The sequence below is a fragment of the Enterobacter sp. WI-ESBL-E8 genome, assembly GCF_053364895.1.
The window spans coordinates 1,498,114-1,523,486 of the sequence record NZ_JBRWXJ010000001.1 but is presented as its reverse complement, the minus strand read 5'-3'; the positions used below and the strand labels follow the sequence as shown (position 1 = coordinate 1,523,486).

General features: G+C 58.3%; 18 protein-coding genes and 1 pseudogene. 10 read left to right on the top strand and 9 right to left on the bottom strand.

The genetic code is table 11. From position 1 onward, the window contains the following. Positions 1–20 precede the first annotated feature (20 nt). Both gsiA and iaaA read right to left on the bottom strand, forming a co-directional pair. Positions 21–1,892: a glutathione ABC transporter ATP-binding protein GsiA gene (gene gsiA / locus ACWHWP_RS07230; RefSeq protein ID WP_059310698.1), complete on the bottom strand. Its 1,872-nt coding sequence runs from the start codon at positions 1,890–1,892 to the stop codon at positions 21–23. Next, positions 1,879–2,842 (bottom strand): annotated as a pseudogene (gene iaaA, locus ACWHWP_RS07225) (beta-aspartyl-peptidase). The gene gsiA and the pseudogene iaaA overlap by 14 nt, the downstream one beginning before the upstream one ends. Before the next feature lie 188 nt (positions 2,843–3,030). Here iaaA and moeA point away from each other — a divergent pair. Then, positions 3,031–4,263 (top strand): molybdopterin molybdotransferase MoeA, encoded by a 1,233-nt coding sequence (gene moeA, locus ACWHWP_RS07220; protein ID WP_059310700.1) that lies wholly within the window; start codon positions 3,031–3,033, stop codon positions 4,261–4,263. 1 nt (position 4,264) lies between these two features. Further along, the gene (gene moeB / locus ACWHWP_RS07215) at positions 4,265–5,017 is read left to right on the top strand and encodes a molybdopterin-synthase adenylyltransferase MoeB (RefSeq protein ID WP_447855311.1); all 753 of its coding nucleotides are present in this window, start codon (positions 4,265–4,267) and stop codon (positions 5,015–5,017) included. Between the two features lie 132 nt (positions 5,018–5,149). On the opposite strand, the gene fsa is transcribed toward moeB, so the two are convergent. Continuing rightward, entirely contained in the window at positions 5,150–5,812 is a 663-nt protein-coding gene (gene fsa, locus ACWHWP_RS07210; protein WP_063955609.1) for a fructose-6-phosphate aldolase, read from the bottom strand. Between the two features lie 128 nt (positions 5,813–5,940). On the opposite strand from fsa, the gene ACWHWP_RS07205 reads away from it, so the two are divergent. The 4 genes from ACWHWP_RS07205 to ACWHWP_RS07190 all read left to right on the top strand — a co-directional run bounded on the left by ACWHWP_RS07205 (position 5,941) and on the right by ACWHWP_RS07190 (position 11,695). After that, positions 5,941–6,840: a glycyl-radical enzyme activating protein gene (locus ACWHWP_RS07205; RefSeq protein ID WP_447855310.1), complete on the top strand. Its 900-nt coding sequence runs from the start codon at positions 5,941–5,943 to the stop codon at positions 6,838–6,840. A gap of 4 nt (positions 6,841–6,844) precedes the next feature. Beyond that, on the top strand, positions 6,845–9,277 hold the full coding sequence (locus tag ACWHWP_RS07200; RefSeq protein WP_447855309.1) for a formate C-acetyltransferase/glycerol dehydratase family glycyl radical enzyme: 2,433 nt from the start codon (positions 6,845–6,847) through the stop codon (positions 9,275–9,277). Between the two features lie 195 nt (positions 9,278–9,472). Further along, entirely contained in the window at positions 9,473–10,288 is an 816-nt protein-coding gene (locus ACWHWP_RS07195) for a Cof-type HAD-IIB family hydrolase (protein ID WP_059310705.1), read from the top strand. Between the two features lie 150 nt (positions 10,289–10,438). After that, positions 10,439–11,695 carry a DUF1479 domain-containing protein gene (locus tag ACWHWP_RS07190; RefSeq protein ID WP_447855308.1) on the top strand — a complete coding sequence of 419 codons (1,257 nt, stop codon included), beginning with the start codon at positions 10,439–10,441 and terminating at the stop codon, positions 11,693–11,695. On the opposite strand, the gene ACWHWP_RS07185 is transcribed toward ACWHWP_RS07190, so the two are convergent. Next, positions 11,692–12,765 carry a LacI family DNA-binding transcriptional regulator gene (locus ACWHWP_RS07185; protein WP_059310707.1) on the bottom strand — a complete coding sequence of 358 codons (1,074 nt, stop codon included), beginning with the start codon at positions 12,763–12,765 and terminating at the stop codon, positions 11,692–11,694. The two genes, ACWHWP_RS07190 and ACWHWP_RS07185, sit on opposite strands and share 4 nt — an antisense overlap. Before the next feature lie 287 nt (positions 12,766–13,052). On the opposite strand from ACWHWP_RS07185, the gene ACWHWP_RS07180 reads away from it, so the two are divergent. Together ACWHWP_RS07180 and ACWHWP_RS07175 are read left to right on the top strand one after the other, a co-directional pair. After that, on the top strand, positions 13,053–14,354 hold the full coding sequence (locus ACWHWP_RS07180) for an MFS transporter (RefSeq protein WP_059310708.1): 1,302 nt from the start codon (positions 13,053–13,055) through the stop codon (positions 14,352–14,354). Positions 14,355–14,371: 17 nt separating this feature from the next. Then, positions 14,372–16,735 (top strand): TIM-barrel domain-containing protein, encoded by a 2,364-nt coding sequence (locus ACWHWP_RS07175; RefSeq protein ID WP_447855307.1) that lies wholly within the window; start codon positions 14,372–14,374, stop codon positions 16,733–16,735. A gap of 91 nt (positions 16,736–16,826) precedes the next feature. Here ACWHWP_RS07175 and ACWHWP_RS07170 read toward each other — a convergent pair whose 3' ends face one another. Further along, positions 16,827–18,422 (bottom strand): ABC-F family ATPase, encoded by a 1,596-nt coding sequence (locus ACWHWP_RS07170; protein WP_059310710.1) that lies wholly within the window; start codon positions 18,420–18,422, stop codon positions 16,827–16,829. 222 nt (positions 18,423–18,644) lie between these two features. Here ACWHWP_RS07170 and ldtB point away from each other — a divergent pair, with 222 nt between their 5' ends. Both ldtB and ACWHWP_RS07160 read left to right on the top strand, forming a co-directional pair. Then, positions 18,645–19,565: a L,D-transpeptidase gene (gene ldtB / locus ACWHWP_RS07165; RefSeq protein ID WP_447855306.1), complete on the top strand. Its 921-nt coding sequence runs from the start codon at positions 18,645–18,647 to the stop codon at positions 19,563–19,565. A gap of 242 nt (positions 19,566–19,807) precedes the next feature. Beyond that, the gene (locus ACWHWP_RS07160) at positions 19,808–20,617 is read left to right on the top strand and encodes a glycosyltransferase (protein ID WP_063432313.1); all 810 of its coding nucleotides are present in this window, start codon (positions 19,808–19,810) and stop codon (positions 20,615–20,617) included. 8 nt (positions 20,618–20,625) lie between these two features. On the opposite strand, the gene ACWHWP_RS07155 is transcribed toward ACWHWP_RS07160, so the two are convergent. The 4 genes from ACWHWP_RS07155 to ACWHWP_RS07140 all read right to left on the bottom strand — a co-directional run bounded on the left by ACWHWP_RS07155 (position 20,626) and on the right by ACWHWP_RS07140 (position 25,309). After that, positions 20,626–21,342 (bottom strand): GntR family transcriptional regulator, encoded by a 717-nt coding sequence (locus tag ACWHWP_RS07155; RefSeq protein ID WP_429053303.1) that lies wholly within the window; start codon positions 21,340–21,342, stop codon positions 20,626–20,628. A gap of 15 nt (positions 21,343–21,357) precedes the next feature. After that, positions 21,358–22,680 (bottom strand): PTS sugar transporter subunit IIC, encoded by a 1,323-nt coding sequence (locus ACWHWP_RS07150; protein WP_429053304.1) that lies wholly within the window; start codon positions 22,678–22,680, stop codon positions 21,358–21,360. 51 nt (positions 22,681–22,731) lie between these two features. After that, positions 22,732–24,108, bottom strand: a complete 1,377-nt coding sequence (locus ACWHWP_RS07145; protein WP_447855305.1) for a glycoside hydrolase family 1 protein — start codon at positions 24,106–24,108, stop codon at positions 22,732–22,734. Positions 24,109–24,271: 163 nt separating this feature from the next. Beyond that, the gene (locus ACWHWP_RS07140; protein WP_447855303.1) at positions 24,272–25,309 is read right to left on the bottom strand and encodes an aldo/keto reductase; all 1,038 of its coding nucleotides are present in this window, start codon (positions 25,307–25,309) and stop codon (positions 24,272–24,274) included. Positions 25,310–25,373: the final 64 nt, after the last annotated feature.

Genomic DNA, 25,373 nt, shown 5'->3' with positions numbered 1-25,373 from the left:
GTTCTCCTGCCTGTTGTAAGTTATAACCGCGAAAAAGCGTTGTCCTGACGCGGAGGCGCCACGAAATGCCCCGGCCCGACCTCGCGCAGCGTGACGCGTTCAACGGCCTCGCCGCGTTTACGAATATTGCTCGGCATTTCATCCTGCAGCAGCACGCGCTGTCCGTGACGATGCGCCGGATCGGCGACCGGAACCGCCGCGATGAGCTTGCGGGTGTACGGATGCTGCGGGTTCTCAAAGACCGCGCGTCGCGGCCCGATCTCCACGATTTGCCCCATGAACATCACCGCCACGCGATGGCTGATGCGCTCGACCACCGCCATATCGTGCGAGATAAACAGAAAAGCGATGCCCATATCCCGCTGTAAATCGAGCAACAGGTTGATGATTTGCGCCCGGATAGAGACATCCAGCGCCGAAACGGATTCATCGGCAATCACCACTTTCGGGTTCAGCGCCAGCGCGCGGGCAATGCAGATTCGCTGCCGCTGTCCGCCGGAAAATTCGTGCGGATAACGCCAGGCGTGTTCCGGCTTCAGGCCAACGCGCTCCAGCAGCCAGGCCACGCGACGCTGCGCCGCCTCGCCGTCGAGCAGGTTATGCACCCGCAGCGGCTCCATGATCGAGTACCCCACCGTGTGGCGCGGGTCGAGGGAGGCATACGGATCCTGAAATATAAACTGAATATCCCGCCGCACCGCCTGCAGCCTGCTGTCCGGCAGGGTATCAATGCGCTCGCCGTTAAAGGTAATGCTGCCTTCCTGTGATTCCACCAGGCGGAGCAACGCGCGTCCGGTGGTGGACTTACCGCAGCCGGACTCCCCCACCAGCGCCAGAGTTTCGCCCGGCCATAAATCAAAACTGACGTTTTCCACCGCATGCACTTCGCGCTTCACGCGGTTCAACACGCCGCTGCGCAGCGGAAAACGGGTGACCAGATCGCGCACTTCCAGAATGGGCTTACCCGGCACCACCGTGTCCTGATCGCGCTCGTCCTCCTCCTGCCCCGCCGCATCGAGAGAAATCAGCGGGAAGCGGCGCGGCAAATCGCTGCCGTTCATCGCCCCAAGACGCGGAACCGCCGCCAGCAGCGCTTTGGTATAGGGATGGACGGGCGCGTGAAAAATCTGCTCAACCGGGCCGGTTTCCACCGCGTTGCCCTTGTGCATGACCAGCACGCGATCGGCGATATCGGCGACCACGCCCATATCGTGGGTGATGAATATCACCCCCATCTCCATCTCCTGCTGCAGCACTTTGATGAGCTGCAGGATTTGCGCCTGAATCGTCACGTCCAGCGCCGTCGTCGGTTCATCGGCGATCAGCACCGCCGGACGGCAGGAGAGCGCCATGGCTATCATCACCCGCTGACGCATGCCGCCGGAAAGCTGATGGGGATAGCGCCCAAGAATGGCCTGCGCCTCAGGAATGCGCACCAGCTCCAGCATCCGTCTGGCTTCACGAAGCGCCTCATCGCCGCTCAGCCCCTGATGCAGGCGGATGGACTCGGCAATTTGTTCCCCCACCGGGAAAACCGGATTGAGGGAGGTCATCGGCTCCTGGAAGATCATGGCAATATCCGCCCCGCGCACGCCCTGCATCTGCGAGCCGCTCAGCTCGTTTAGGTCAATGACCTGACGGTTGCGGCGGCGCAGGAGCATTTTCTCGCTGCTGATTTGCCCGCCCGTCTGCTCCAGCAGGCGCATCAGCGCCAGCGCGGTGACCGATTTACCGGAGCCGGACTCGCCAACAATCGCCAGCGTCTCGCCTCGCCTGAGCGAGAACGATAAATTCTGTACTGCGGGGATGAACTGCCGCTCTTCCTGAAACGCAATATTCAGCTGATGGACAGCCAGCACCTCGCGGTTGTCCAGCTCTTCACTGTGCGGCACGCGTTGCCCCCTTATTCACGATAGATCCCCGTGCTCGGCTCATCGCCGGCATATCCCCAGGCGCGATACATCCCTTCGCTGTTGAACGGCAGGGCCACATTACCCTCGCGATCCACCGCAATGAGCCCGCCGACGCCGCCCAGGGCAGGCAGTTTTTCCATCACCACCCGCTCGCTGGCCTCACTGAGGCTTAAACCGCCGTAATCCATCAGCGCGGTGATGTCGTAGGCCGCGAGGGTGCGAATAAACACTTCCCCGGTTCCGGTACACGACACCGCCGCCGTCGCGTTATTGGCATAGCACCCGGCCCCCGGCAGCGGGCTGTCGCCGACGCGCCCGGGCAGCTTGTTGGTCATGCCGCCCGTTGACGTCGCCGCCGCGAGGTTTCCGGCCTTATCGAGCGCCACCGCGCCGACCGTGCCCATTTTGGTGGTTTCATCGAGCGGTGCGGAATGATCCAGCTGCGTCATGCCCGCCGAACGGGCCTCCAGCAGCTGCTGGTAGCGCGCTTCCGTGGAAAAAAGATCGGGTGATACCGACGCCATCCCGTGTTCAAAGGCAAACGCCTCGGCCCCGGCGCCGGTCAGCAGCACGTGCGGGCTCTCTTCCATCACCAGACGGGCCGCCAGCACCGGATTACGCAGGCGACTGACGCCCGCCACGCCCCCCGCTTTCAGGGTGATACCGTCCATTACGCAGGCGTCCAGCTCGTGCGTTTCATCCCGGGTAAAGACCGACCCGATCCCCGCATTAAATAGCGGACACTCCTCCAGCAGACGCACCGCCTCGGTGACCACGTCCAGCGCGCTCTCGCCCGCTTCCAGCATTTTCTGGCCCGTTTCGACAATGGCGTACAGCGCGTCAATGTAGCGCTTTTCCTGTTCGGGACTGAGCTGTGCACGGGTGATTGCCCCGGCGCCGCCATGAATTGCGATTACCGCATTAACCATTCGCATCACCCGTTAGCCTGATTCGCGGCTTTTTCTATAAATATCATTATCGTCGATGAAACTTCAGATGATTTTTGAATATAGAAAGACGCAACTGTGATGTAAAGCGTACACCCTCCGGGTCATACTGTTAGTGGCACTTTTCTGCCATAATGGACGCTTTCGTTGTTACTGTGCAGGAGCCCACCATGGATTTTACCGCCGGACTGATGCCGCTTGAGACGGCACTCACGCAGATGCTTGACCGCCTTTCCCCGCTGCATGACGTAGAAACGTTACCCCTCGTGCGCTGTTTTGGGCGTATTGCCGCACGCGATATCGTCTCTCCGCTTAACGTACCGGGATTCGATAACTCAGCGATGGACGGTTATGCGGTGCGCCTGGCGGATCTCCAGACGGGCCAGGCGCTGCCCGTGGCGGGTAAGGCCTTTGCCGGCCAGCCGTTTAACGGTGAATGGCCTGCGGGCACCTGCGTGCGCATCATGACCGGCGCGCCGGTACCGGCAGGCTGCGACGCCGTGGTGATGCAGGAAGAGACCGAACAGACCGACGATGGCGTGCGTTTTACCGCGAACGTTAAAGCGGGCCAGAACATCCGTCGTACCGGCGAGGACATTACCCTCGGCGCGACGGTCTTTGCCGCCGGACAGAAGCTGACGGTGGGTGAACTGCCGGTGCTGGCGTCGCTCGGCATTGCCGAAATCGACGTTATCCGTAAGGTGCGCGTCGCCGTTTTCTCCACCGGCGACGAGCTGCAGCTTCCGGGCCAGCCGCTGCAGGACGGACAGATTTACGATACCAACCGTCTGGCGGTACACCTGATGCTGGAGCAGCTGGGCTGCGAGGTGATTAACCTCGGGATTATTCCTGACGATCCGGAAAAACTGCGCGCCGCGTTTATTGAAGCGGATCGGTCCGCCGACGTGGTCATTAGCTCGGGCGGCGTCTCGGTTGGCGAAGCGGATTACACCAAAACCATTCTTGAAGAGCTGGGCGAAATCGCCTTCTGGAAGCTGGCCATCAAGCCGGGCAAACCGTTCGCCTTTGGCAAGCTCACGCATAGCTGGTTCTGCGGCCTGCCGGGTAACCCGGTCTCTGCGGCACTCACCTTCTACCAGCTGGTGATACCGCTGCTGGCGAAGCTTTCCGGCAACCGCGCCAGCCCGCTGCCGGAACGCCAGCGCGTGCGTGCCGCCACCCGCCTGAAAAAATCCCCGGGCCGTCTCGATTTCCAGCGCGGCATTCTGGCGCGCAACGCGGACGGTGAGCCTGAAGTGAGCACCACCGGACACCAGGGCTCGCACATTTTCAGCTCCTTCAGCCAGGGCAACTGTTTTATCGTGCTGGAGCGCGAGCGCGGCAACGTGGAAGCGGGCGAATGGGTTGAAGTTGAAAGCTTTAACCACCTGTTCGGAGGCTGACATGACGGTGGAGCTGAGCGACCAGGAGATGATGCGCTACAACCGCCAGATTGTGCTGCGCGGGTTTGACTTCGAGGGTCAGGAAGCGCTCAAGGCGGCCAGCGTGCTGGTCGTCGGTCTGGGCGGTCTGGGCTGCGCCGCCGCGCAGTACCTTGCCGCGGCGGGCGTGGGCAGGATGACGCTGCTGGATTTTGATACCGTGTCGGTGTCAAACCTGCAGCGCCAGACGCTGCACAGCGACGCGACGCTTGGCCAGCCGAAGGTGGCATCGGCCCGCACGGCGCTGGCCCGCATCAACCCCAACGTTCAGTTTACCCTGATTGACGCGATGCTGGACGACGACGCGCTGTTCGCGCAGATTGCTCTGCACGATCTGGTGCTCGACTGCACCGATAACGTGGCTATCCGCAATCAGCTAAACGCGGGCTGTTTTGAGCATAAAACGCCGCTGGTTTCCGGGGCGGCGATCCGCATGGAGGGGCAAATCAGCGTCTTCACCTACGCGGAGGGTGAACCCTGCTACCGCTGCCTGAGCCGCCTGTTTGGCGAGAACGCGCTGACCTGCGTCGAGGCGGGCGTGATGGCGCCGTTAGTCGGCGTGATCGGGTCACTGCAGGCGATGGAAGCGATCAAAGTCCTGGCGCATTACGGTACGCCGGCGGCGGGTAAAATTGTGATGTACGACGCGATGACCTGCCAGTTCCGCGAGATGAAGCTGATGCGTAATACGGGATGTGAGGTTTGTAGCCAGTAAAAAAGTCGGGTGGCGGCTTCGCCTTACCCGACCTACAACGACTCGAACGTAGGCCGGGTAAGCGTTAGCGCCACCCGGCAACAGCGATGCGAACGTAGGCCGGGTAAGCGTCAGCGCCACCCGGCAACAGCGTCAAATAGACGTCCGTCCAAACGCCCCCTGCCAGTCCTGCTCAAACTTCACAATCGCCGCATCCACGGCGGGTGAAGTAATAAACTGCTGCGCCACGTCCAGCGGCAGCGTAATAGACTCGCAGCCTGCCAGCAGGCAGTCCAGCGCCTGACGCGGCGTTTTAAAGCTCGCGGCCAGCACTTTTGACTGCGGGGCATGCAGCGTCAGCAGCTGCTGCAGTTCAACCACGGTCTGGATCCCGTCCCCGCCCTGCGCGTCCACGCGGTTAACGTAAGGCGCGACATAGTCTGCTCCCGCCAGCGCGGACAACATTCCCTGCGCGGCGCCGTACACCGCCGTACCCAGCGTCGGGATCCCTTCCGCTTTCAGCATTTTGATCGCCGCCAGCCCTTCTGCGGTCACCGGCACTTTCACCACGAGGTCGTTAATGATGGCGCGCAGCTTACGCGCGTCTTCCACCATGCCTTCCGCGGTAGTCGCCATCACCTGAGCAAACAGTCGGCCTTTGCCGCCCAGCGCGTCGTGCAGGGCCGGCAGCAGCTCGTCGAGCGGCGTTTTACCGGCCGCAACGATGCTTGGGTTGGTGGTCACGCCCGCGAGCGGGAAGATACGCGCCAGCTTTTTGACTGCCGCAACGTCAGATGTGTCGAGATAAAGTTCCATGATGTCACCCTCAAAATTAGCCTGCACTTACCCTATCACGACAAAACCTGCTCAAGAGTTGACCTGCATCAAGATAACTTTCATTCGAAAGTAATTTAATCTTCATATGCAAGATGAGAGGCGAAAACATGATCTTCAATATTCAGCGTTACTCTACCCACGATGGCCCCGGTATTCGTACCGTGGTGTTCCTGAAAGGCTGCTCGCTGGGCTGTCGCTGGTGCCAGAACCCGGAAAGCCGCTCCCGCAGCCGGGACGTGCTGTTTGATGCCCGCCTGTGCCTGGACGGCTGCGACCTGTGCCAGCAGGCGGCGCCGGGCTGTATCGAACGTGCGCTGAACGGATTGCTCATCCATCGTGAGAAGCTTGACGACGAGACGCTCAACGCCCTCACCGACTGCTGCCCAACGCAGGCGCTCACCGTCTGCGGTGAAGAACAGCAGGTAGACGACATTATGGCAACCGTGCTGCGCGACAAGCCTTTCTACGAGCGCAGCGGCGGCGGCATCACCCTCTCCGGCGGCGAGCCGTTTATGAACCCCGATCTGGCACTTGCGCTGTTTAAAGCCAGCCACGAACAGGGTATCCACACCGCCGTCGAAACCTGCCTTCACGTGCCGTGGCACTATATCGAGCCCTCTTTACCGTACGTCGATCTGTTCCTCGCCGACCTGAAGCACGTTGATGGTGACGTCTTCAAGCAGTGGACGGACGGCTCGGCAAAGCGAATCCTGGATAACCTGAAACGCCTGGCCGCTGCCGGGAAAAAAATCACCATCCGCGTGCCGCTGATCCAGGGTTTTAACGCCGATGAAGCCTCTGTTACCGCCATTACCAATTTCGCTGCCGACGAACTCGGCGTCGACGATATTCATTTTCTGCCGTACCACACGCTGGGCATGAACAAATATACCCTGCTCGGCCAACCCTACTCTGCCCCTGACAAACCGCTGGATAACCCTGCCCTGCTGGACTTCGCGCAGCAGTACGCCTGCCAAAAAGGGTTAACCGCGACCTTACGAGGATAAACTTATGACGACCCTGAATCTCAACACCCTCAGCGAGCGCATTAAAGCGCATAAAACGGCCCTCGTACATATCGTCAAGCCGCCGGTCTGTACCGAGCGCGCGCAGCATTACACCGAAATGTATCAGCAGCACATGGACAAGCCGATCCCGGTGCGTCGCGCCCTGGCGCTGGCGCATCACCTGGCTGAACGCACCATCTGGATCAAGCACGACGAGCTCATCATAGGTAACCAGGCAAGCGAAGTGCGCGCCGCGCCGATCTTCCCGGAATACACCGTCTCCTGGATTGAGAAAGAGATCGACGACCTGGCGGACCGTCCAGGCGCGGGCTTTGCGGTGAGCGAAGAGAACAAGCGCATCCTGCATGCAATCTGCCCGTGGTGGCGCGGCCAGACGGTGCAGGATCGCTGCTACGGCATGTTCACCGACGAGCAGAAAGGCCTGCTGGAAACCGGCATTATCAAAGCCGAAGGCAACATGACCTCCGGCGATGCGCACCTGGCCGTTAACTTCCCGCTGGTGCTGGAGAAAGGTCTCGACGGCCTGCGCGCCAAGGTGGCCGAACGCCGCTCGCGCATCAACCTGACGGTGCTGGAAGACCTGCACGGCGACCAGTTCCTGAAAGCGATTGATATCGTGCTGGAGGCGGTGAGCCTGCACATCAAACGCTTTGCAGACCTGGCGCGTGAAATGGCGTCTACCGAAACCCGCGAAAGTCGCCGCAACGAACTGCTAGCCATGGCGGAAAACTGCGACGTGATTGCCCACGAGCCGCCAAAAACCTTCTGGCAGGCGTTACAGCTGTGCTACTTCATCCAGCTGATCCTGCAGATTGAGTCCAACGGCCACTCCGTGTCGTTTGCCCGTATGGACCAGTATCTCTATCCGTTCTATCGCCGCGACGTGGAGCTGAACCAGAGCCTCGACCGTGAACACGCCATCGAGCTGCTGCACAGCTGCTGGCTGAAGCTGCTGGAAGTGAACAAGATCCGCTCCGGCTCGCACTCTAAGGCCTCTGCCGGCAGCCCGCTGTACCAGAACGTGACCATTGGCGGCCAGAAGCTGGTCAACGGTGAGCCGATGGACGCGGTGAACCCGCTCTCCTACGCCATTCTGGAGTCCTGCGGCCGCCTGCGCTCCACCCAGCCAAACCTGAGCGTGCGCTACCACGCAGGCATGAGCAACGACTTCCTCGACGCCTGCGTGCAGGTGATCCGCTGCGGCTTCGGGATGCCGGCGTTCAACAACGATGAAATCGTGATCCCGGAATTCATCAAGCTCGGCGTCGAGAAAGACGATGCCTATGACTACGCCGCGATTGGCTGCATCGAAACCGCGGTCGGGGGTAAATGGGGCTACCGCTGCACCGGCATGAGCTTTATCAACTTTGCCCGCGTGATGCTGGCCGCGCTGGAAGGTGGGCGCGACGCCACCAGCGGCAAGGTGTTCCTGCCGCAGGAAAAAGCGCTCTCTGCCGGTAACTTCGATAACTTTGAGGAGGTGATGGCGGCGTGGGATACACAGATCCGCTACTACACCCGCAAATCCATCGAGATTGAGTACGTGGTGGACACCATGCTGGAAGAGAACGTCCACGATATTCTCTGCTCGGCGCTGGTGGACGACTGCATCGAGCGTGCGAAAAGCATCAAGCAGGGCGGCGCGAAGTATGACTGGGTCTCCGGCCTGCAGGTGGGCATCGCCAACCTCGGCAACAGCCTGGCGGCGGTGAAGAAGCTGGTGTTCGATCAGGGCGTAATCGGTCAGCAGCAGCTGGCGGCCGCGCTGGCGGATGACTTCGACGGCCTGACCCACGAGCAGCTGCGCCAGCGCCTGATTAACGGCGCGCCGAAGTACGGCAACGATGACGACAGCGTGGATATGCTGCTGACGCGCGCCTATCAGACCTACATTGAAGAGCTGAAGCAGTACCACAACCCGCGCTACGGCCGTGGCCCGATCGGTGGTAACTACTACGCAGGTACCTCTTCTATTTCCGCGAACGTGCCGTTTGGCGCGGCGACAATGGCCACCCCGGACGGACGCAAAGCGCACACCCCGCTGGCGGAAGGCGCAAGCCCGGCTTCCGGTACGGACCATCTCGGCCCGACGGCGGTCATCGGCTCGGTGGGCAAACTGCCTACGGAAGCAATTCTGGGCGGGGTGCTGTTAAACCAGAAGCTGAACCCGTCGACGCTGGAAAACGACAGCGACCGACAGAAGCTGATGGTGCTGCTGCGCACCTTCTTCGAGGTGCATAAGGGCTGGCATATTCAGTACAACATTGTTTCTCGCGAAACCCTGCTGGAAGCGAAAAAACACCCTGACCAGTATCGTGACCTGGTGGTGCGCGTGGCGGGCTACTCGGCGTTCTTCACCGCCCTGTCGCCGGATGCGCAGGACGATATTATCGCGCGTACTGAGCATACGCTGTAACGAAGTATCTCCTAAGGGGAAATGCGCACGCTGATGCCCTCACCCCGGCCCTCTCCCACAGGGAGAGGGAGAAAACACTAAAAACGGCAACCCAGGTTGCCGTTTTGCTTTTACTTTCGAATGAAATTAAATTTGTGCTCCCCGTCACCTTGTTATTAGAATGTTTCAAAACGCAGTGACCCAGGAGCGCAATGTATGACCGTAAAAGTTATCGTCACCGATATGGACGGAACTTTCCTTGATGATGCCAAGCAGTACGATCGAGACCGCTTTCAGGCACAGTTTGAGCAGCTTAAAGCCCGTAATATTGAATTCGTTGTCGCCAGCGGCAACCAGTATTACCAGCTCATATCCTTCTTCCCGGAGCTGAAAGAGCAGATCTCCTTCGTGGCGGAAAACGGCGCGCTGGTGTTCGATCGCGGCGAGCAAATTTTCCACGGCGAGCTGACCCGTCATGAATCGCAAATCGTCATTGGCGAACTGCTGAAAGACAAAGGGCTGAACTTTGTGGCCTGCGGACTGGAGAGCGCCTACGTCAGCGACAAAGCGCCGGACGCGTTCGTGGCGCTAATGTCAAAGCACTATCACCGCTTAAAGCGCATCAGCGATTATCACGACATCGACGACGTGCTGTTTAAGTTCTCCCTGAACCTGCCGGACAGCGATATCCCAAGCCTGGTAGATAAACTGCACGTGTCGCTCGACGGCATTATGAAGCCGGTCACCAGCGGCTTCGGTTTTGTCGATTTGATCATCCCGGGCCTGCACAAGGCCAACGGCATCAGCCGGCTGCTGAAGCGCTGGGACGTGTCCCCGCAGGCGTGCGTGGGTATCGGCGACAGCGGCAACGACGCGGAGATGCTGAAGCTGGTGAAATACTCCTTTGCGATGGGCAACGCGGCAGAAAGCATCAAAGAGATTGCCCGCTACGCCACCGACGACAACAACCATCAGGGTGCGCTGAACGTCATTCAGGCCGTTCTCGACGCCCATTCCCCTTTCGACGCGTAATGCTCTCCTCGCCGGAGCCTTGCTCCGGCTCTTCCCTTCTTTTTCTATCCTGTGGCGCACGTCAAGTTTTTAAACTTGCATTAACTTATTTTTAACTTAAAGTATCACTTGTAGACACTTTTACTTTCGAATGAAAGATGCGAGGCAGTTATGACCTTTACCAGTGAAACCTTGCCGACGGATCACAAAGCGGCAATCCGTCAGTTAAAACGCGAGTTGCGCGCGCAGATCGGCGACGTGCAGGCGGTGTTCAATAAGCTCAGCGATAAGATTGCCACCCGCGTGGCGGAAATTAACGCCCTCAAAAATAAAGGCGAACCCGTCTGGCCGGTGATTCCGTTTGCCGATGTGAAAAACGGCACAATTACCGATGCTCAGCGCGAGGCGGTAAAACGCCGCGGCTGCGCGGTGATTAAAGGTCACTTCCCGCGCGAGCAGGCCCTGGCGTGGGATCAGTCGATGCTCGACTACCTCGATCTCAACAAGTTTGACGAGGTGTATAAAGGTCCGGGCGATAACTTCTTCGGCACCTTAACGGCCTCTCGCCCGGAGATTTACCCGATCTACTGGTCGCAGGCGCAAATGCAGGCGCGCCAGAGCGAAGAGATGGCGCAGGTGCAGTCGTTCCTGAACCGCTTATGGACATTCGAGAGCAACGGCAAACAGTGGTTCGACCCGGACGTGAGCGTGATCTATCCGGATCGCATTCGCCGCCGTCCGCCGGGAACCACCTCGAAAGGGCTGGGTGCGCACACCGATTCCGGCGCGCTGGAGCGCTGGCTGCTGCCGGCCTATCAGCAGGTGTTCGCCCGCGTGTTTGACGGCAACGTCGATAAATACGACCCGTGGAACGCCGCGCACCGCACTGAAGTGGAAGAGTACACCGTGGATAACACCACCAAATGCTCGGTGTTCCGCACCTTCCAGGGCTGGACGGCGCTGTCGGATATGATCCCCGGACAGGGCTTGCTGCACGTCGTACCCATCCCGGAAGCGATGGCATACATTCTGCTGCGTCCGCTGCTGGACGACGTGCCGGAAGACGAGCTGTGCGGCGTCGCGCCGGGGCGCGTGCTGCCGGTTTCCGAGAAGTGGCACCCGCTGCTCATCGAAGCGTTAAGCAGCATTCCGGCGCTGGACGCGGGCGATTCGGTGTGGTGGCACTGCGATGTGATCCACTCCGTTGCACCGGTTGAAAACCAGCAGGGCTGGGGCAACGTGATGTACATTCCTGCCGCGCCGATGTGCGAGAAAAACCTCGCCTATGCGAAGAAGGTCAAGGAAGCGCTGGAAACCGGCGCGTCGCCGGGGGATTTCCCGCGCGAAGATTATGAAAAGAGCTGGCAGGACCGCTTTACCGTGGCCGACCTGAACATCCACGGCAAGCGCGCGCTGGGCATGGCCTAACTGTCATACAGCCCCTCCCTCTCAACGGCGGTGCGTCGTTTCCCCTGACGTATCCGCCGGACCGACTCCCGCACGGTCAGCGTGCCGTTAAGCAGCAACGTCCCCACCGGCGCGTCCGGGCGCATCAGCCGCTGCTGAAGCATATGCACCGCTTCCGTTCCCAGCTCATCGCGCGGGACATGCACTGCCGTTAGGGGCACATCCTGAATCGCCGCCAGATTAAACCCGTCAATGCTCATCACCGAGACGTCCTGCGGCACGCGCAGACCGTGGTTTTGTAGGGCGCTGATGGTGCCCGCCGCCATAAAGTCGCCGCCGACCAGAAAGGCGGTCGGCAAATCCTTGCCCTGCATTTCGCTGAGCCAGCCGCTGACCATATGTTCCGTTTCGCGCGCGCTGAAGCTCGGCACCACCAGCAGATCGCGTTTGTCGTTGAACGTCAGGTTGTGGGATTGCCACGCATCGCGGATCCCCGACAGGCGCTGCTCCATGGTGTAGCGCCGCAGGCAGAGCACCGTCATCACCTCGCGGTGCCCCATCTCGAACAGGTATTCCGCCGCCCGCTCGCCAATGGCGCGATGATCCGGCGCGACGGCCGGCAGGCGCATATGGCGGTCGCGGCAGTTGATCAGCATGCAGGGTTTACCAACATCCACCGCCAGATCGTGGATATGCGGATCGTCGATACCGAGCAGAATGGCGGCCTGCGTATCCGGCTCGTTCATGCGCGCCAGAAAAAGCTGCGCGTCGCTGTCGTTCTCTTCCAGCGCGCAGTAGCGTAACCGCACTTCGTGGGAAGCCAGCCCTTTCCCCACGCTCTGGATCACGCGGTAGTAAAAGATGTCGGACCGCTCGTCAAAGGCGCGCTGGGGGGCAAAAACCACCAGGCTATTGAGCAGCAACCGCCCCGCCGCCATACCTTCCATCACGCCCAGCTCCCGCGCGCACGCCAGCACCTTTGCGCGCGCTTTTTCGCTGGTGTTTGCTTTGCCCGCCAGCACCCGCGACACGGTGCTGATGGAGAGCTGCGTTCGGGCGGCAATTTCGGTGATTTTTAGCCTTTTGTCCATTTTGTGATCTGGCTCCATTTGCGAAATGAAAAAATTTTCATAGCGTATTCGTCAGGCAATAACTGGCATAAAAGCCATCATGCCAGAGGGTAGAGGCCAGTTATGAGAAATTTTGCACAAAATCCACTATTTCCCGCTCATTTTCTCCCTTAAGGTGAACTTGTCACACAACTTCCATACTAGTTGTATAGCAACTTAAGCATTCTAAACGGATAGAAATCAAAGACATAAAAATCTGTGTGACACCTGAACCTCCGTCCCTTAGCGTCCGTCTTGTGGAGAGTAAAATGAGTCAGGACATCAATAATACCGTTGCGACAAGCAAGACCCGTCGCGTCATCAAGAACCTGCGCTGGTACGTGCTGGTGCTGTTCTTACTTGGCGTCACCGTTAACTACATCACCCGAAACTCACTCGGGATCCTCGCCCCGGAACTGAAAGAGAGCCTCGGGATCACCACCGAGCAGTACTCCTGGATCGTCGGCGCGTTTCAGATCGCCTACACCATTTTCCAGCCCCTGTGCGGCTGGCTGATCGACGTGATTGGCCTGAAGATTGGCTTCATGGTCTGCGCCGGGGTGTGGGCGCTGATGTGTATTTTCCACGCGGGTGCCGGAAGCTGGCTGCACCTCGCTATTCTGCGCTTCTTTATGGGCGCATCTGAGGCCGCCGCTACCCCGGCGAATGCCAAAACCATCGGCGAATGGTTCCCGAAATCAGAACGTCCCGTTGCCGCCGGCTGGGCGGGCGTGGGCTTCTCCATCGGCGCGATGCTGGCTCCGCCTATCATCTACTTCGCTCACGCCTCGTTTGGCTGGCAGGGCGCGTTTATGTTCACCGGCGTGCTGGCGCTGCTGTGGGTGATCCTGTGGTGGGCGTTCTACCACAACCCGGAGCAGCACCCGAACCTGAGCAAGGACGAGCTGGCGTTTATCAAGCAGGATAACGAACCGCCTGCGGTCAAACTGCCTTTCCTGACCGCGCTGAAAACCGTCTCAAAAAACAAGCGTTTCTACGGTATCGCCATCCCGGCCTTTATGGCGGAGCCGGCCTGGGCGGTGCTGAGCTTCTGGGTGCCGCTGTACCTCGCCAAAGAGCACGGCATGGACCTGAAGCAAATCGCGATGTTTGCCTGGCTGCCGTTCCTCGCCGCCGATCTCGGCAGCGTGGCGAGCGGTTACCTCACGCGTCTCTATACCCGCCTGTTCGGCTGCTCCCGCGTGAACTCGGTCGTTGCCAGTTCCGTGACCGGTGCGTTCCTGATGATTTCTTTGGGCATCGTGGCCATTACCCGCGACCCGTATATCACCATCGTGCTGATCTCCATCGGCGGTTTCGGGCACCAGATCATCTCCTGCATGCTCAGCGCCCTGGTCGTGGAGTCGTTCGACAAAGGCCAGATGGCGACGGTCAACGGCATGCGCGGCTCGGCGGCGTGGATCGCCAGCTTCCTGTTCTCTCTGTTAATCGGCGTGACCGCCGACAAAATCGGCTTTAACCCGCTCTTTATTGCCATGGGCTTCTTTGACCTGATTGGCGCTGTCTTCCTGGTAGCATTTATTGCTGAACGTCGCGCCAAGCGCGCCTGATAGTGGATGTATTGCATATGAAAACCCTGAAAAACTGGACCGTAGATAAGCAGTCGGCAAACCATCTGGAACTGCTGGTCGATAACCAGCACCGCCTGTGCCTGTATGTGCTGGAAGAGAACCTGTTCCGTGTGCTGATCAAACGCAAAGGCGAGCTGGCGCTGGACCGCACCTGGAGCATCGCCCCGGAAAAAGACGTGCCGTGGGAAGGTCGCTGCCGTGACGACTTAAGCGGTTTCACCTGCCCGGCATGGACGCTGGCGCAGCAGGACGATACGTTAACCGTGGCAACCGAACGGCTGCGCGTGACCGTGCACCAGCCGCTGTGGCTGGAGTGGCACTACCGCAATGACGCGGGCGAGTGGCAGCCGCTGGTCAATGACCGTCCGACCAGTGCTTACCTGCTAAACGCCCACGGTGACGGCGTGGCGCACTACCTGAGCCGCCGCAAGGATGAGCGTTTTTACGGTCTGGGTGAGAAAGCGGGCGATCTGCAGCGCAACGGCAAACGCTATGAGATGCGCAACCTCGATGCAATGGGCTATAACGCTGCCAGCACCGACCCGCTGTACAAGCATATTCCGTTCACCCTCACCCGCCGCGACGACGTGAGCTACGGCCTGTTCTACGACAACCTGAGCAGCTGCTGGCTGGATCTGGGCAACGAGATAGACAACTACCACACCGCCTACCGCCGCTGGCAGGCGGAAGCGGGCGATATCGATTACTACATCTTTACCGGCAAGCGCGTGCTGGACGTCACTAAGGCCTTCGTGCGCCTGACCGGAAAAACGCTGTTCGGGCCAAAATGGAGCCTGGGCTACAGCGGCTCGACCATGCACTACACCGACGCGCCGGACGCGCAAAACCAGCTGATGAACTTCATCCGCCTGTGTGAAGAACACGCCATTCCGTGCGACTCGTTCCAGCTCTCTTCCGGTTATACCTCGATCAACGGCAAGCGCTACGTCTTTAACTGGAACCATGACAAGGTGCCGCAGCCGAAGGTGATGAGCCAGGCGTTCCACGACGCGGGGCTGAAGCTGGCGGCAAACATCAAGCCGTGCCTGCTGCAGGACCATCCGCGCTATAGCGAAGTGGCGGAGAGCGGCCTGTTCATTCGCGATTCAGAAACCGATGCACCAGAACGTTCCAGCTTCTGGGATGACGAAGGCTCGCACCTCGACTTTACCAACCCGCAGACGGTGCAGTGGTGGCAGAACGGCGTCACCACGCAGCTGCTGGAGATGGGCATCGACTCTACCTGGAACGACAACAACGAATATGAAGTGTGGGACGGAGAAGCTCGCTGTTACGGCTTCGGCAAGGAGATCGCCATCAAGCATATTCGCCCAGTGATGCCGCTGCTGATGATGCGCGCCTCGCTGGAAGCGCAGCAGCGCTTTGCCCCGGAGAAGCGCCCGTATCTGATCTCCCGCTCCGGCTGCGCCGGGATGCAGCGCTACGTTCAGACCTGGAGCGGTGATAACCGCACCAGCTGGCAGACTCTGCGCTATAACATCCGCATGGGGCTGGGCATGAGCCTGTCCGGGCTGTTCAACGTCGGTCACGACGTGGGCGGTTTCTCCGGCGACAAGCCGGACGCCGAGCTGTTCGTGCGCTGGGTGCAGAACGGCGTGATGCATCCGCGCTTTACCATTCACTCGTGGAATGATGATTGCACAGTAAATGAGCCGTGGATGTACCCGGGCGTGACCCCTGCCATTCGCGGTGCGATTGAGCTGCGCTACCGCCTGCTGCCGTATCTCTACACCCTGCTCTGGCAGGCGCACGCCGACGACGAGCCGATGCTGCGCCCGACCTTCCTCGACCACGAGCACGATGCGCAGACGTTTGAGGAGTGCGATGACTTCCTGCTGGGCCGCGATCTGCTGGTCGCCAGCGTCGTCGAAGCCGGGCAGCGCGAGCGCCGCGTCTGGCTGCCGGATAACGAAACCGGCTGGTACGATTTTTACACCCACGCGTGGTATGCGGGCGGCCAGTCGATTGTTCTCGACGCGCCGCTGGAAAAACTACCGCTGCTGGTGCGCGCCGGTGCCGGCCTGCCGCTCAGCGAGCGTATCACCCACGTATCCGCAGAAAAAGACGACACCCGCGAGCTGAAGCTGTTCCCGGTGAAGGGCGTCGGGACTACCTCTGGCATGCTGTTTGAAGATGACGGAGAAAGCTGGGGCTACCAGAACGGCAATGCGCTGTGGGTGGACTGGGAAATGGTGTGCGACGGCGCAACCATTAACCTGAAGGTCAACGCGCGCGGGGATTATCGTCCGGCGTGGAAAGTGCTGAAGGTGTCGTTACCGGCGGGGGAAAAACGTAAGCTGCTGGTGAATGGGATTGAAGGGAGCGAGTGGGTGCTGTAGTGCGGCCTGATGCCCTCACCCTAACCCTCTCCCACGGGGAGAGGGAACAGAACGTAGGCCGGGTAAGGCGAAGCCGCCACCCGGCTTTTTTTTAGTTCTCGATACCTTTGCTGCGCAGGTAGTCTTCGTAGTTTCCGGTGAAGTCCACCACGCGCTCTGGCGTAATTTCAATTACGCGGGTCGCCAGCGAGCTGACGAACTCACGGTCGTGAGAGACGAAGATCAGGGTACCCTGATACATCTCCAGCGCCATGTTCAGCGATTCAATGGATTCCATATCCAGGTGGTTAGTCGGTTCGTCCATCACCAGGATGTTTGGTTTTTCCATCATCAGCTTGCCGAACAGCATGCGGCCTTTTTCACCACCGGAGAGTACTTTAGCTGGCTTTTTGATGTCGTCCTGGCTGAACAGCAGACGGCCCAGGATGCTGCGCACCGCCTGCTCGTCGTCGCCTTCCTGCTTCCACTGGCTCATCCAGTCGAACACCGTCAGATCGTTTTCGAACTCATACTCGTGATCCTGCGCGTAGTAACCGATCTGCGCGTTTTCAGACCACTTCACGGTGCCGTTGTCCGGCTGCAGTTCGCCCACCAGGGTTTTCAGCATGGTGGATTTACCCACGCCGTTGGCGCCCAGAATGGCAATCTTCTCGCCCACTTCCAGCAGCAGGTTGAATTTTTTAAACAGCGGGCCGTTCTCAAAACCTTTTGCCAGGGCTTCCACTTCCAGCGCGTTACGGAACAGTTTCTTGTCCTGCTCGAAGCGGATGAACGGGTTCTGACGGCTGGAGGCTTTAACTTCGTCGAGCTTGATTTTGTCGATCTGACGCGCACGCGAGGTCGCCTGACGCGATTTAGAGGCGTTGGCGCTGAAGCGGCTGACGAAGGACTGCAGGTCAGCAATCTGTGCTTTCTTCTTGGCGTTGTCGGCCAGCAGACGCTCGCGCGCCTGGGTGGCCGCCGTCATGTATTCGTCGTAGTTGCCCGGGTAAACGCGCAGCTCGCCGTAGTCCAGATCCGCCATGTGCGTACAGACCATGTTCAGGAAGTGACGGTCGTGCGAAATGATGATCATGGTGCTGTCGCGATCGTTCAACGTCTGCTCCAGCCAGCGGATGGTGTCGATGTCCAGGTTGTTCGTCGGTTCATCGAGCAGCAGAATGTCCGGGTTAGAGAACAGCGCCTGCGCCAGCAGGACACGCAGCTTCCAGCCTGGCGCAACTTCGCTCATCGGGCCGTAATGCTGTTCAACGGGAATGCCTACGCCCAGCAGCAGCTCGCCCGCGCGCGCTTCCGCAGAGTAACCGTCCATCTCGCCGTACTGCGTTTCCAGATCGGCCACTTTATAGCCGTCTTCTTCGCTCATTTCAGCCAGGGCGTAAATGCGATCGCGCTCCTGCTTCACTTCCCACAGCTCCGCGTGCCCCATGATCACCGTATCAAGTACGGTGAATTCTTCGAAGGCGAACTGATCCTGACGCAGCTTACCGATGCGCTCGTTAGGATCGAGCGAAACGTTGCCGAGCGTCGGCTCCAGGTCACCGCCGAGGATCTTCATAAAGGTGGATTTACCGCTACCGTTGGCACCAATGAGGCCGTAACGGTTGCCGCCGCCAAATTTGACGGAAATGTTTTCGAACAGCGGCTTACTGCCAAACTGCATAGTGACGTTGCTGGTAACTAACACGGGGAGATTCCTGCGAAAAGTGTGATAAACACGGCATTATGCCACAATTCCGAATTGAGATCCCGTGTTGCGGCAATCCACTAAACTTTAACAAAATCGAAAAAAATGTGATTTCGTACACATCTGAATTCCCTGTTAGCGGGAATGCACATATAATGCGCTCCCATCACAGATTCAGACTTATCAACTCATCGCCTGAATGGCTTAGATACCTCGCACAACATGAACATGAAATTAACAACGCTTTTTGCGGCGGCGTTAGCCGTAGTAGGTTTTTGTAAGACCGCTTCTGCGGTGACGTATCCGCTGCCGACCGACGGTAGCCGTCTGGTGGGACAAAACCAGGTGGTCACCGTTCCGGAAGGTAACTCTCAGCCACTCGAGTATTTCGCTGCGCAGTACCAGCTGGGCCTGTCTAACATGCTGGAAGCGAACCCGGGCGTAGACCCGTATCTGCCGAAAGCGGGTACCGTGCTGAATATTCCTCAGCAGCTGATCCTGCCGGATACCGTTCACGAAGGTATCGTGATTAACAGCGCGGAAATGCGTCTGTATTACTATCCGAAAGGCACCAACACCGTTATCGTGCTGCCAATCGGTATCGGCCAGTTGGGTAAAGACACCCCAATGAACTGGACCACCAAAGTTGAGCGTAAGAAAGCGGGCCCAACCTGGACGCCGACGGCCAAAATGCACGCGGAATACATCGCTGCAGGCGAACCGCTGCCAGCCGTTGTGCCGGCAGGCCCGGATAACCCAATGGGTCTGTACGCGCTCTACATTGGCCGCCTGTACGCCATTCACGGTACTAACGCCAACTTCGGTATCGGCCTGCGCGTGAGCCACGGCTGCGTGCGTCTGCGTAACGAAGACATCAAGTTCCTGTTCGAAAACGTGCCGGTCGGTACGCGTGTGCAGTTCATCAACGAACCGGTGAAAGCGACGTCTGAGCCAGACGGCAGCCGCTACATCGAAGTGCACAACCCGCTGTCTACCAGCGAAGATCAGATCAACAACAACGAAGTCGTACCAGTTACGCTGAACAGCGCGGTGCAGGCTGTAACCTCTCAGCCAGACGTGGAAACGGCGATTATCGATCAGGCTGTGCAGAACCGCTCCGGTATGCCGGTGCGTTTGAACTGATCAATCTCAAGCACTAAAGTATCTTATAAGACCCCAAATCATCGGGGTCTTATTACTCCGCAATACCCACCACGCTCATCCTTTCGGAACAGCAATTAATGCTGTAAGTCCCATTCTTGCCATTTTCTGCTAAGTTAGCGGGGTTACATCTAATCCTCTAAGTGTTATGATGCGCCTACCTATAAAATCAGTATTATCTGTATTTATAGGGTCTTTTTATTTCCTGGAGCACACTTAGTTCGATGATCAGCATTAACTTAACAACAACAAAATCGCGCCTTTATCTCTGTTCGCAAACAGTGTGGTCACTGGCGAACCAGAGTAAGAAGGTCGATCAAATTGTTGTGTGGGTCTCCAGCACACCTTATCTCAGTGACGAAGGCATCACTGACGAGCCTGAATGGGTGCAGAAAATTCGCCAGACGGGTACAAACCTGATTTTTAAATGGGTTAAAAATACCGGGCCTTATCGTAAATTGTTTCCGGCGCTACAAGCTGCAACCGAAGACGACATTCTGATTTATGCCGACGATGACGCCATTTATAATGAAATCTGGGCAGAAACCCTGCTGGATGATTTTTACCGTCACAATCAGGAATATGTGGTTGCTGCGCGCGTGCGTGAAACAGTAAAGAAGAAGAAAGAACTTCTTGATACCTATCGTAATTTTCCTCTTATCACCGTGCCAAAAGTTGTTGAGCAAAACTATATCATCACCGGTCTCGGTGGCGTTGTGCTCAAGAAAAATATGATTCCGGAGTATTTCCATTTTAACGAGGATTTTATTAAGGTCTGTCCTCGCGCAGATGATATTTGGATCAGCAAACTGATTCAGCTCACCAAAACACCAGTTTATGTTTCTGCACAGAGTATTCGTTTTGTTCATGAGATAATCCATGACTATGGATTATCTCGCGACAATACCAGCAAAATAAAACGCTCCTGGCTTCAAAAAATCCGCTTTACATTGAAGCCTGGTCAAATCCAGCATCTGTGTCAGAACGATCTTTACATAAAAGACACGGACAGCTATTTCGAGTCGTGCGCCTGAAAACCTGATTATCCGTTATTCACGATAACGATCCCGCCGTGGTCGTAACGATAGTGACAGTGCGCATACTCCAGCGGTGTGCCATCCTCCAGATAGATCACCTGCTCGACCTCCAGCACCGGGTCGCTCTCTGCACAGACCAGATGCTGCATGTCCAGCGCACTCGGCTTTAATGCCCGCACCACCCGGTACGACCCCATAATTTTCAGCCCCAGCGTCTCCTGGAGATACTGGAACACCGAACCTTCAAGATGGCTTTTCGTCAGCCCGGGCACCAGATTCATCGGCATTACCGTTGAATCAAGCGACATGGGTTCACCGTTGAGCAAACGCAGACGGATAAAGTCATACACGGGCGCATCGGCGTTAATCATCAGCGACGCCTGTTCTTTCTCGTTCGGGAAGCGCAGCTCAAAATGGACCACCTGGCTGGTTACCTTACCCAGGTGTTCCCAGGTTTTAGTGGCGCCAAAGTAGTCGCTGCCGGAAAGATCCCACTGCGAGAGCTGGAGAAAATTTTTGCGGATGAACGTCCCCTGCCCCTGGCGGGTGTAGACCAGGCCTTCGACGATCAGCTGGCGCATGGCCTGCTGAATGGTCATCCGGCTGGAGTTGAACTCCGCCGCCAGCGCAAACTGGTCCGGCAGCGGTTCGTTGGCGGCGTACTGCTGGCTGATGATGCGTTTCTTAATTTCCCGCGCTATGGTGATGTACTTCGCCGCCATCGTCCTTCCTTCTAGTTAGTTTTCTATCCCGCTGTTTTTTAACGCCACTCTCTCGGCAATCTTGAGGAAAGGCAGGTAGAAGAATACACCAAATACGATGATTGCCAACTGCACCACCACCGCCCGCCAGTCCCCCGCCGTGGCCAGCCAGGCGCTCAGAATTGGCGGCGTGGTCCACGGGATCATTACCACGCAGCGCGACATTAACCCCAGCGTGGTACAGAGCCAGGCGAAGTAAATGCCGATGGCGGGCAGCAGCACGAACGGGATCATCAGCGGCAGGTTAAACACAATCGGCAGGCCGAAGATCACCGGCTCGTTGATGTTGAATAAGCCCGGTGCCAGCGACAGACGCGCCACCTGCTTCGCCGACTTTTGTCGGGAAAAGATAAAGATGGCGATCAGCAGCGAGATAGTGCTGCCCGTGCCGCCCACCATGCCAAACGTCGGCACGAAGATGTTGTTGATGATGTGCGGGATCGGCTGGCCGTTGGCAAAGGCCAGCATGTTCTCGTTGGTGTTAATCAGCAGGAACGGCTCCAGCACCACGCTGTTCACCACCGACTGGTGAATACCCAGCGTGAACAGGAAGTTACCAAAGCTGTAGATGAAAATCGTCCCCGGCAGGCTGGTGTTGATCAGCCGCAGGGGCTGCTGGATAAAGGTCGTAATAAGATGGATCAGGTCCGTATGCAGCACGTTTGCCAGTATGGCCGCAAGCACCGCAAACAGGGAGAGCGTGAGAATGGTCGGGATCAGCGCGGTAAAGGATTTGCTCACCGCCGGCGGCACGTTTTCCCCGAGGGAAATGTGCAACGCCTTCAGCCGCGAAATGGCGATAAACACTTCCGTGGAGAGCAGGCCAATCAGCACGCCGGCAAAAATCCCGGTGGAGCCAATATTGGCGAACGTCAGCACCTGGGTGACGTTCACCGCGGTATTGCCGCCGACGGGCGTAACCTGAAGGCGCATCGGCATCATGATAATAAAGCTACTGACGGCGATAACCACTGCCGAGACCGGATTGTCGAAATCTTTGTTGCGCGCCAGCGACCAGGCAATCATCGGCGCCAGCAGCAGCGCGGCGATGTTCAGCGTCCCGTTGATAATCGCCTCGCCCCACACCTTGAAGTGCGCGAGCGTGTCGCCGTCAAAAATCCACGGGAATACCACGTTGTTCACCAGCACCGCCAGACCGGCGAGGATGAAAATCGGCATCACCGTGGCGAAGGCGTCGCGCAGGGAGCGCAGGTGCACCTGGTTTGCCAGGCGCGCCGAGAACTCTACAAATTTGTCGACAAAGGACTGCATATGCGGTGTTATTTTTGTTTCAGACATAGCGGATAGTTCCCATCAATCAGTCACAAAAACGGCCCGGCAGCGTACGGCTTACATCTCGCGTCCGTTGGTATGGATAACCTTTTTTAACCACGCGTAGCTCTTCTTCGGCACGCGCTTCAGGTCTTTCAGGTCGTGGTTTTCACGGTTGACATAGACCACGCCGTAGCGTTTACGCATGTCGCCCTGGGAGCTAAGAATGTCGATCAGGCCCCAGCCGAGGTAGCCGATCACCTCTGCTCCGTCTTCGAACATTGCCGCTTTCATCGCCTCGATATGCGCCCGGTGGTAGTCAATGCGGTAGGTATCCTCAATCGGGTTTATACCGTCCCAGGACTCAATCACCCCAATGCCGTTTTCGATCGGGAATACCGGCAGGCGCCAGTCGTTGGCGTAGCGGGTAATGATGGTGCGAAAACCGAGCGGATCGATCTGCCAGTTCCACTCGGTGGCCTTCAGGTACGGGTTATTTTTCTCGCCGTGCAGCAGGTAATAATTCACCGGCGTGCCCTCCGGGATCGCATCGCTGTCCAGCGTTTTACTGGCGTAATAGCTGAAGGCCATATAGTCGTTCTTTGTACGGGCGAACAGCGCCAGGTCCTCAGCGCGGTAGATATCGCCAAAACCTTCCTGCTCCACCACCGCCATCACCGCCGGGCTGTAGCCCTGCCCGGCAAAGACGCGCAGCAGGTTCTGGTTGAGGAACTCGTCGTACTGCTGGGCGCAGAAGATATCGCGCGGTTTGCAGGTAGCCGGGTAAATCAGCTGGTGCGCCAGCATGCCGCCCATCAGCTGGCCCGGTTTAGTCTGGTGCAGGTATTCGGTCAGCGACATGTGCGCCACCATGGTGTGATGCTGCAGCTCGTACAGCTCGCGCAGGGTTTTCTCGCCTTTCATGTAGCCGGAAATGCGGAACGCTTCCGGCATATGGAAAATGTTTTGCTCGTTGAAGGTCAGCCAGTACTTCACGCGGTCGCCATAGCAGTCGATCATCTTTTTGCCGTAGCGGATAAAGGCGTCCATTACCCGGCGTTCATTGAAGCCGTTGTACTCCTGCGCCAGCGCCAGCGGCATATCGAAGTGGTAGAGACAAACCATCGGCTCAATGCCGCGAGCGATCAGATCGTCGATAAAACGGTCATAAAACGCGATGCCCTCGTCGTTAAACTCGCCGTCACCCTGCGGGCAGACGCGGCTCCACGAGATCTGAAAGCGGTAGCAGTTAATGCCCAGATCCTGCATCAGATCGAAATCTTCCCGGTAGCGGTGGTAGGAGTCGGTGGCGACTTTCCAGTCGGAGATGTTCTCCCCGGCCTCCCGTATGTCATACACCGACATCCCCTTCCCGCCCTCATTCCAGGCACCTTCCGTCTGCATGCTGGATACCGAGTTGCCCCATAAAAAGTTGGCCGGCAGCTGATTGTTCATGTTCTCTCCCTATATGACTAGTCATTTAAAATTTCATGACTAGTCATATAGGCGAAGATGAAAAGACGATCAAAGAGGAGGATCGTTTTTTGTGAGATGGGTTGAAATAATGACCAGGGAAAGCAGCCCCGGTAAGCGAAGCGCCACCGGGGAGGAAGAGATATTACTGTGCGAGCTGATTGCGGCGATATTCACCCTGCCGCTCCAGCATCCAGCCCGGATATTCGCGCGGCAGCGCGCTAACCGCATCAAGTTGCTTAAGCTCGTCTTCGCTCAAGCGGATCCCGGTCGCGGCGATATTGTCGTCCAGCTGATCGATACGTTTGGCACCGATAATGACGCTGGTCACCGCTTTCTGGTGCAGCAGCCACGCCAGCGCGATTTGCGCCACGGAGACGCCTTTCTGCTCGGCAATGGTGCGCATCACGTCCACGCAGTCGAAGGCGCGCGCTTTATCCACCGGCGGGAAGTCAAACTCCAGACGGCGACAACCGGCTTCACCCTGCCCGTCGCGGCTATATTTTCCGCTCAGCAGACCGCCCGCCAGCGGGCTCCAGACCATCAGCCCGACGCCTTCGCTCTGCATCATCGGCACCAGCTCGCGCTCAAGATCGCGTCCGGCGATGGTGTAATACGCCTGGAGCGATGCGAAACGCGCCAGCCCGAGGCGTTCAGAAATACCAAGCGCTTTGGCAATCTGCCACGCCGCCCAGTTCGAAACGCCGATGTAGCGCACGTGGCCGTGCTGCACCAGGTTATCCAGGGCATAAAGCGTCTCTTCGATCGGCGTGGCGGGGTCAAAACCGTGAAGCTGGTAGAGATCGATATGATCGAGCTGCAGGCGGCGCAGGCTCTCCTTTACGCTGCTGATAATGTGATAGCGCGAGCTGCCGCGCGAGTTCACCCCTGCCGTTCCGGTTTCGCCGAACACTTTGGTGGCGACGACCACGTTCTCGCGCGGAACGTTCAGGTTTTTCAGCGCCTGCCCGAGGATCGCCTCCGAACGGCCTTCCGAGTAGACGTCGGCGGTGTCGATAAAGTTGATGCCCGCGTCCAGCGCGCGGCCCACCAGCTGCTCGGCTTCATTTTGCTGGAGCTGGCCAATCTTGCCCCACATGCCGCCTTCACCGCCAAACGTCATGGTGCCGAGGCACAGTTCAGAAACAAACAGTCCGGTATTGCCCAGTTTTTGATAACGCATAACGCTTTCCTCGCATGTCGATTGGGTGTCTGTTAGTTATACCCGCCGCTCAGCCATCGCGAAT

Excerpts from the sequence above, each read along its gene's own strand:
- ACWHWP_RS07190 (WP_447855308.1), top strand. The coding sequence starts at position 10,439 with ATGACCTTTACCAGTGAAACCTTGCCGACGGATCACAAAGCGGCAATC.
- ACWHWP_RS07185 (WP_059310707.1), bottom strand. The coding sequence starts at position 12,765 with ATGGACAAAAGGCTAAAAATCACCGAAATTGCCGCCCGAACGCAGCTC.
- ACWHWP_RS07140 (WP_447855303.1), bottom strand. The coding sequence starts at position 25,309 with ATGCGTTATCAAAAACTGGGCAATACCGGACTGTTTGTTTCTGAACTG.
- ACWHWP_RS07195 (WP_059310705.1), top strand. The coding sequence starts at position 9,473 with ATGACCGTAAAAGTTATCGTCACCGATATGGACGGAACTTTCCTTGAT.
- ACWHWP_RS07155 (WP_429053303.1), bottom strand. The coding sequence starts at position 21,342 with ATGGCGGCGAAGTACATCACCATAGCGCGGGAAATTAAGAAACGCATC.
- ACWHWP_RS07205 (WP_447855310.1), top strand. The coding sequence starts at position 5,941 with ATGATCTTCAATATTCAGCGTTACTCTACCCACGATGGCCCCGGTATT.
- ACWHWP_RS07145 (WP_447855305.1), bottom strand. The coding sequence starts at position 24,108 with ATGAACAATCAGCTGCCGGCCAACTTTTTATGGGGCAACTCGGTATCC.
- moeA (WP_059310700.1), top strand. The coding sequence starts at position 3,031 with ATGGATTTTACCGCCGGACTGATGCCGCTTGAGACGGCACTCACGCAG.
- ACWHWP_RS07180 (WP_059310708.1), top strand. The coding sequence starts at position 13,053 with ATGAGTCAGGACATCAATAATACCGTTGCGACAAGCAAGACCCGTCGC.
- fsa (WP_063955609.1), bottom strand. The coding sequence starts at position 5,812 with ATGGAACTTTATCTCGACACATCTGACGTTGCGGCAGTCAAAAAGCTG.
- moeB (WP_447855311.1), top strand. The coding sequence starts at position 4,265 with ATGACGGTGGAGCTGAGCGACCAGGAGATGATGCGCTACAACCGCCAG.
- ldtB (WP_447855306.1), top strand. The coding sequence starts at position 18,645 with ATGAACATGAAATTAACAACGCTTTTTGCGGCGGCGTTAGCCGTAGTA.
- ACWHWP_RS07200 (WP_447855309.1), top strand. The coding sequence starts at position 6,845 with ATGACGACCCTGAATCTCAACACCCTCAGCGAGCGCATTAAAGCGCAT.
- ACWHWP_RS07175 (WP_447855307.1), top strand. The coding sequence starts at position 14,372 with ATGAAAACCCTGAAAAACTGGACCGTAGATAAGCAGTCGGCAAACCAT.
- ACWHWP_RS07150 (WP_429053304.1), bottom strand. The coding sequence starts at position 22,680 with ATGTCTGAAACAAAAATAACACCGCATATGCAGTCCTTTGTCGACAAA.
- ACWHWP_RS07160 (WP_063432313.1), top strand. The coding sequence starts at position 19,808 with ATGATCAGCATTAACTTAACAACAACAAAATCGCGCCTTTATCTCTGT.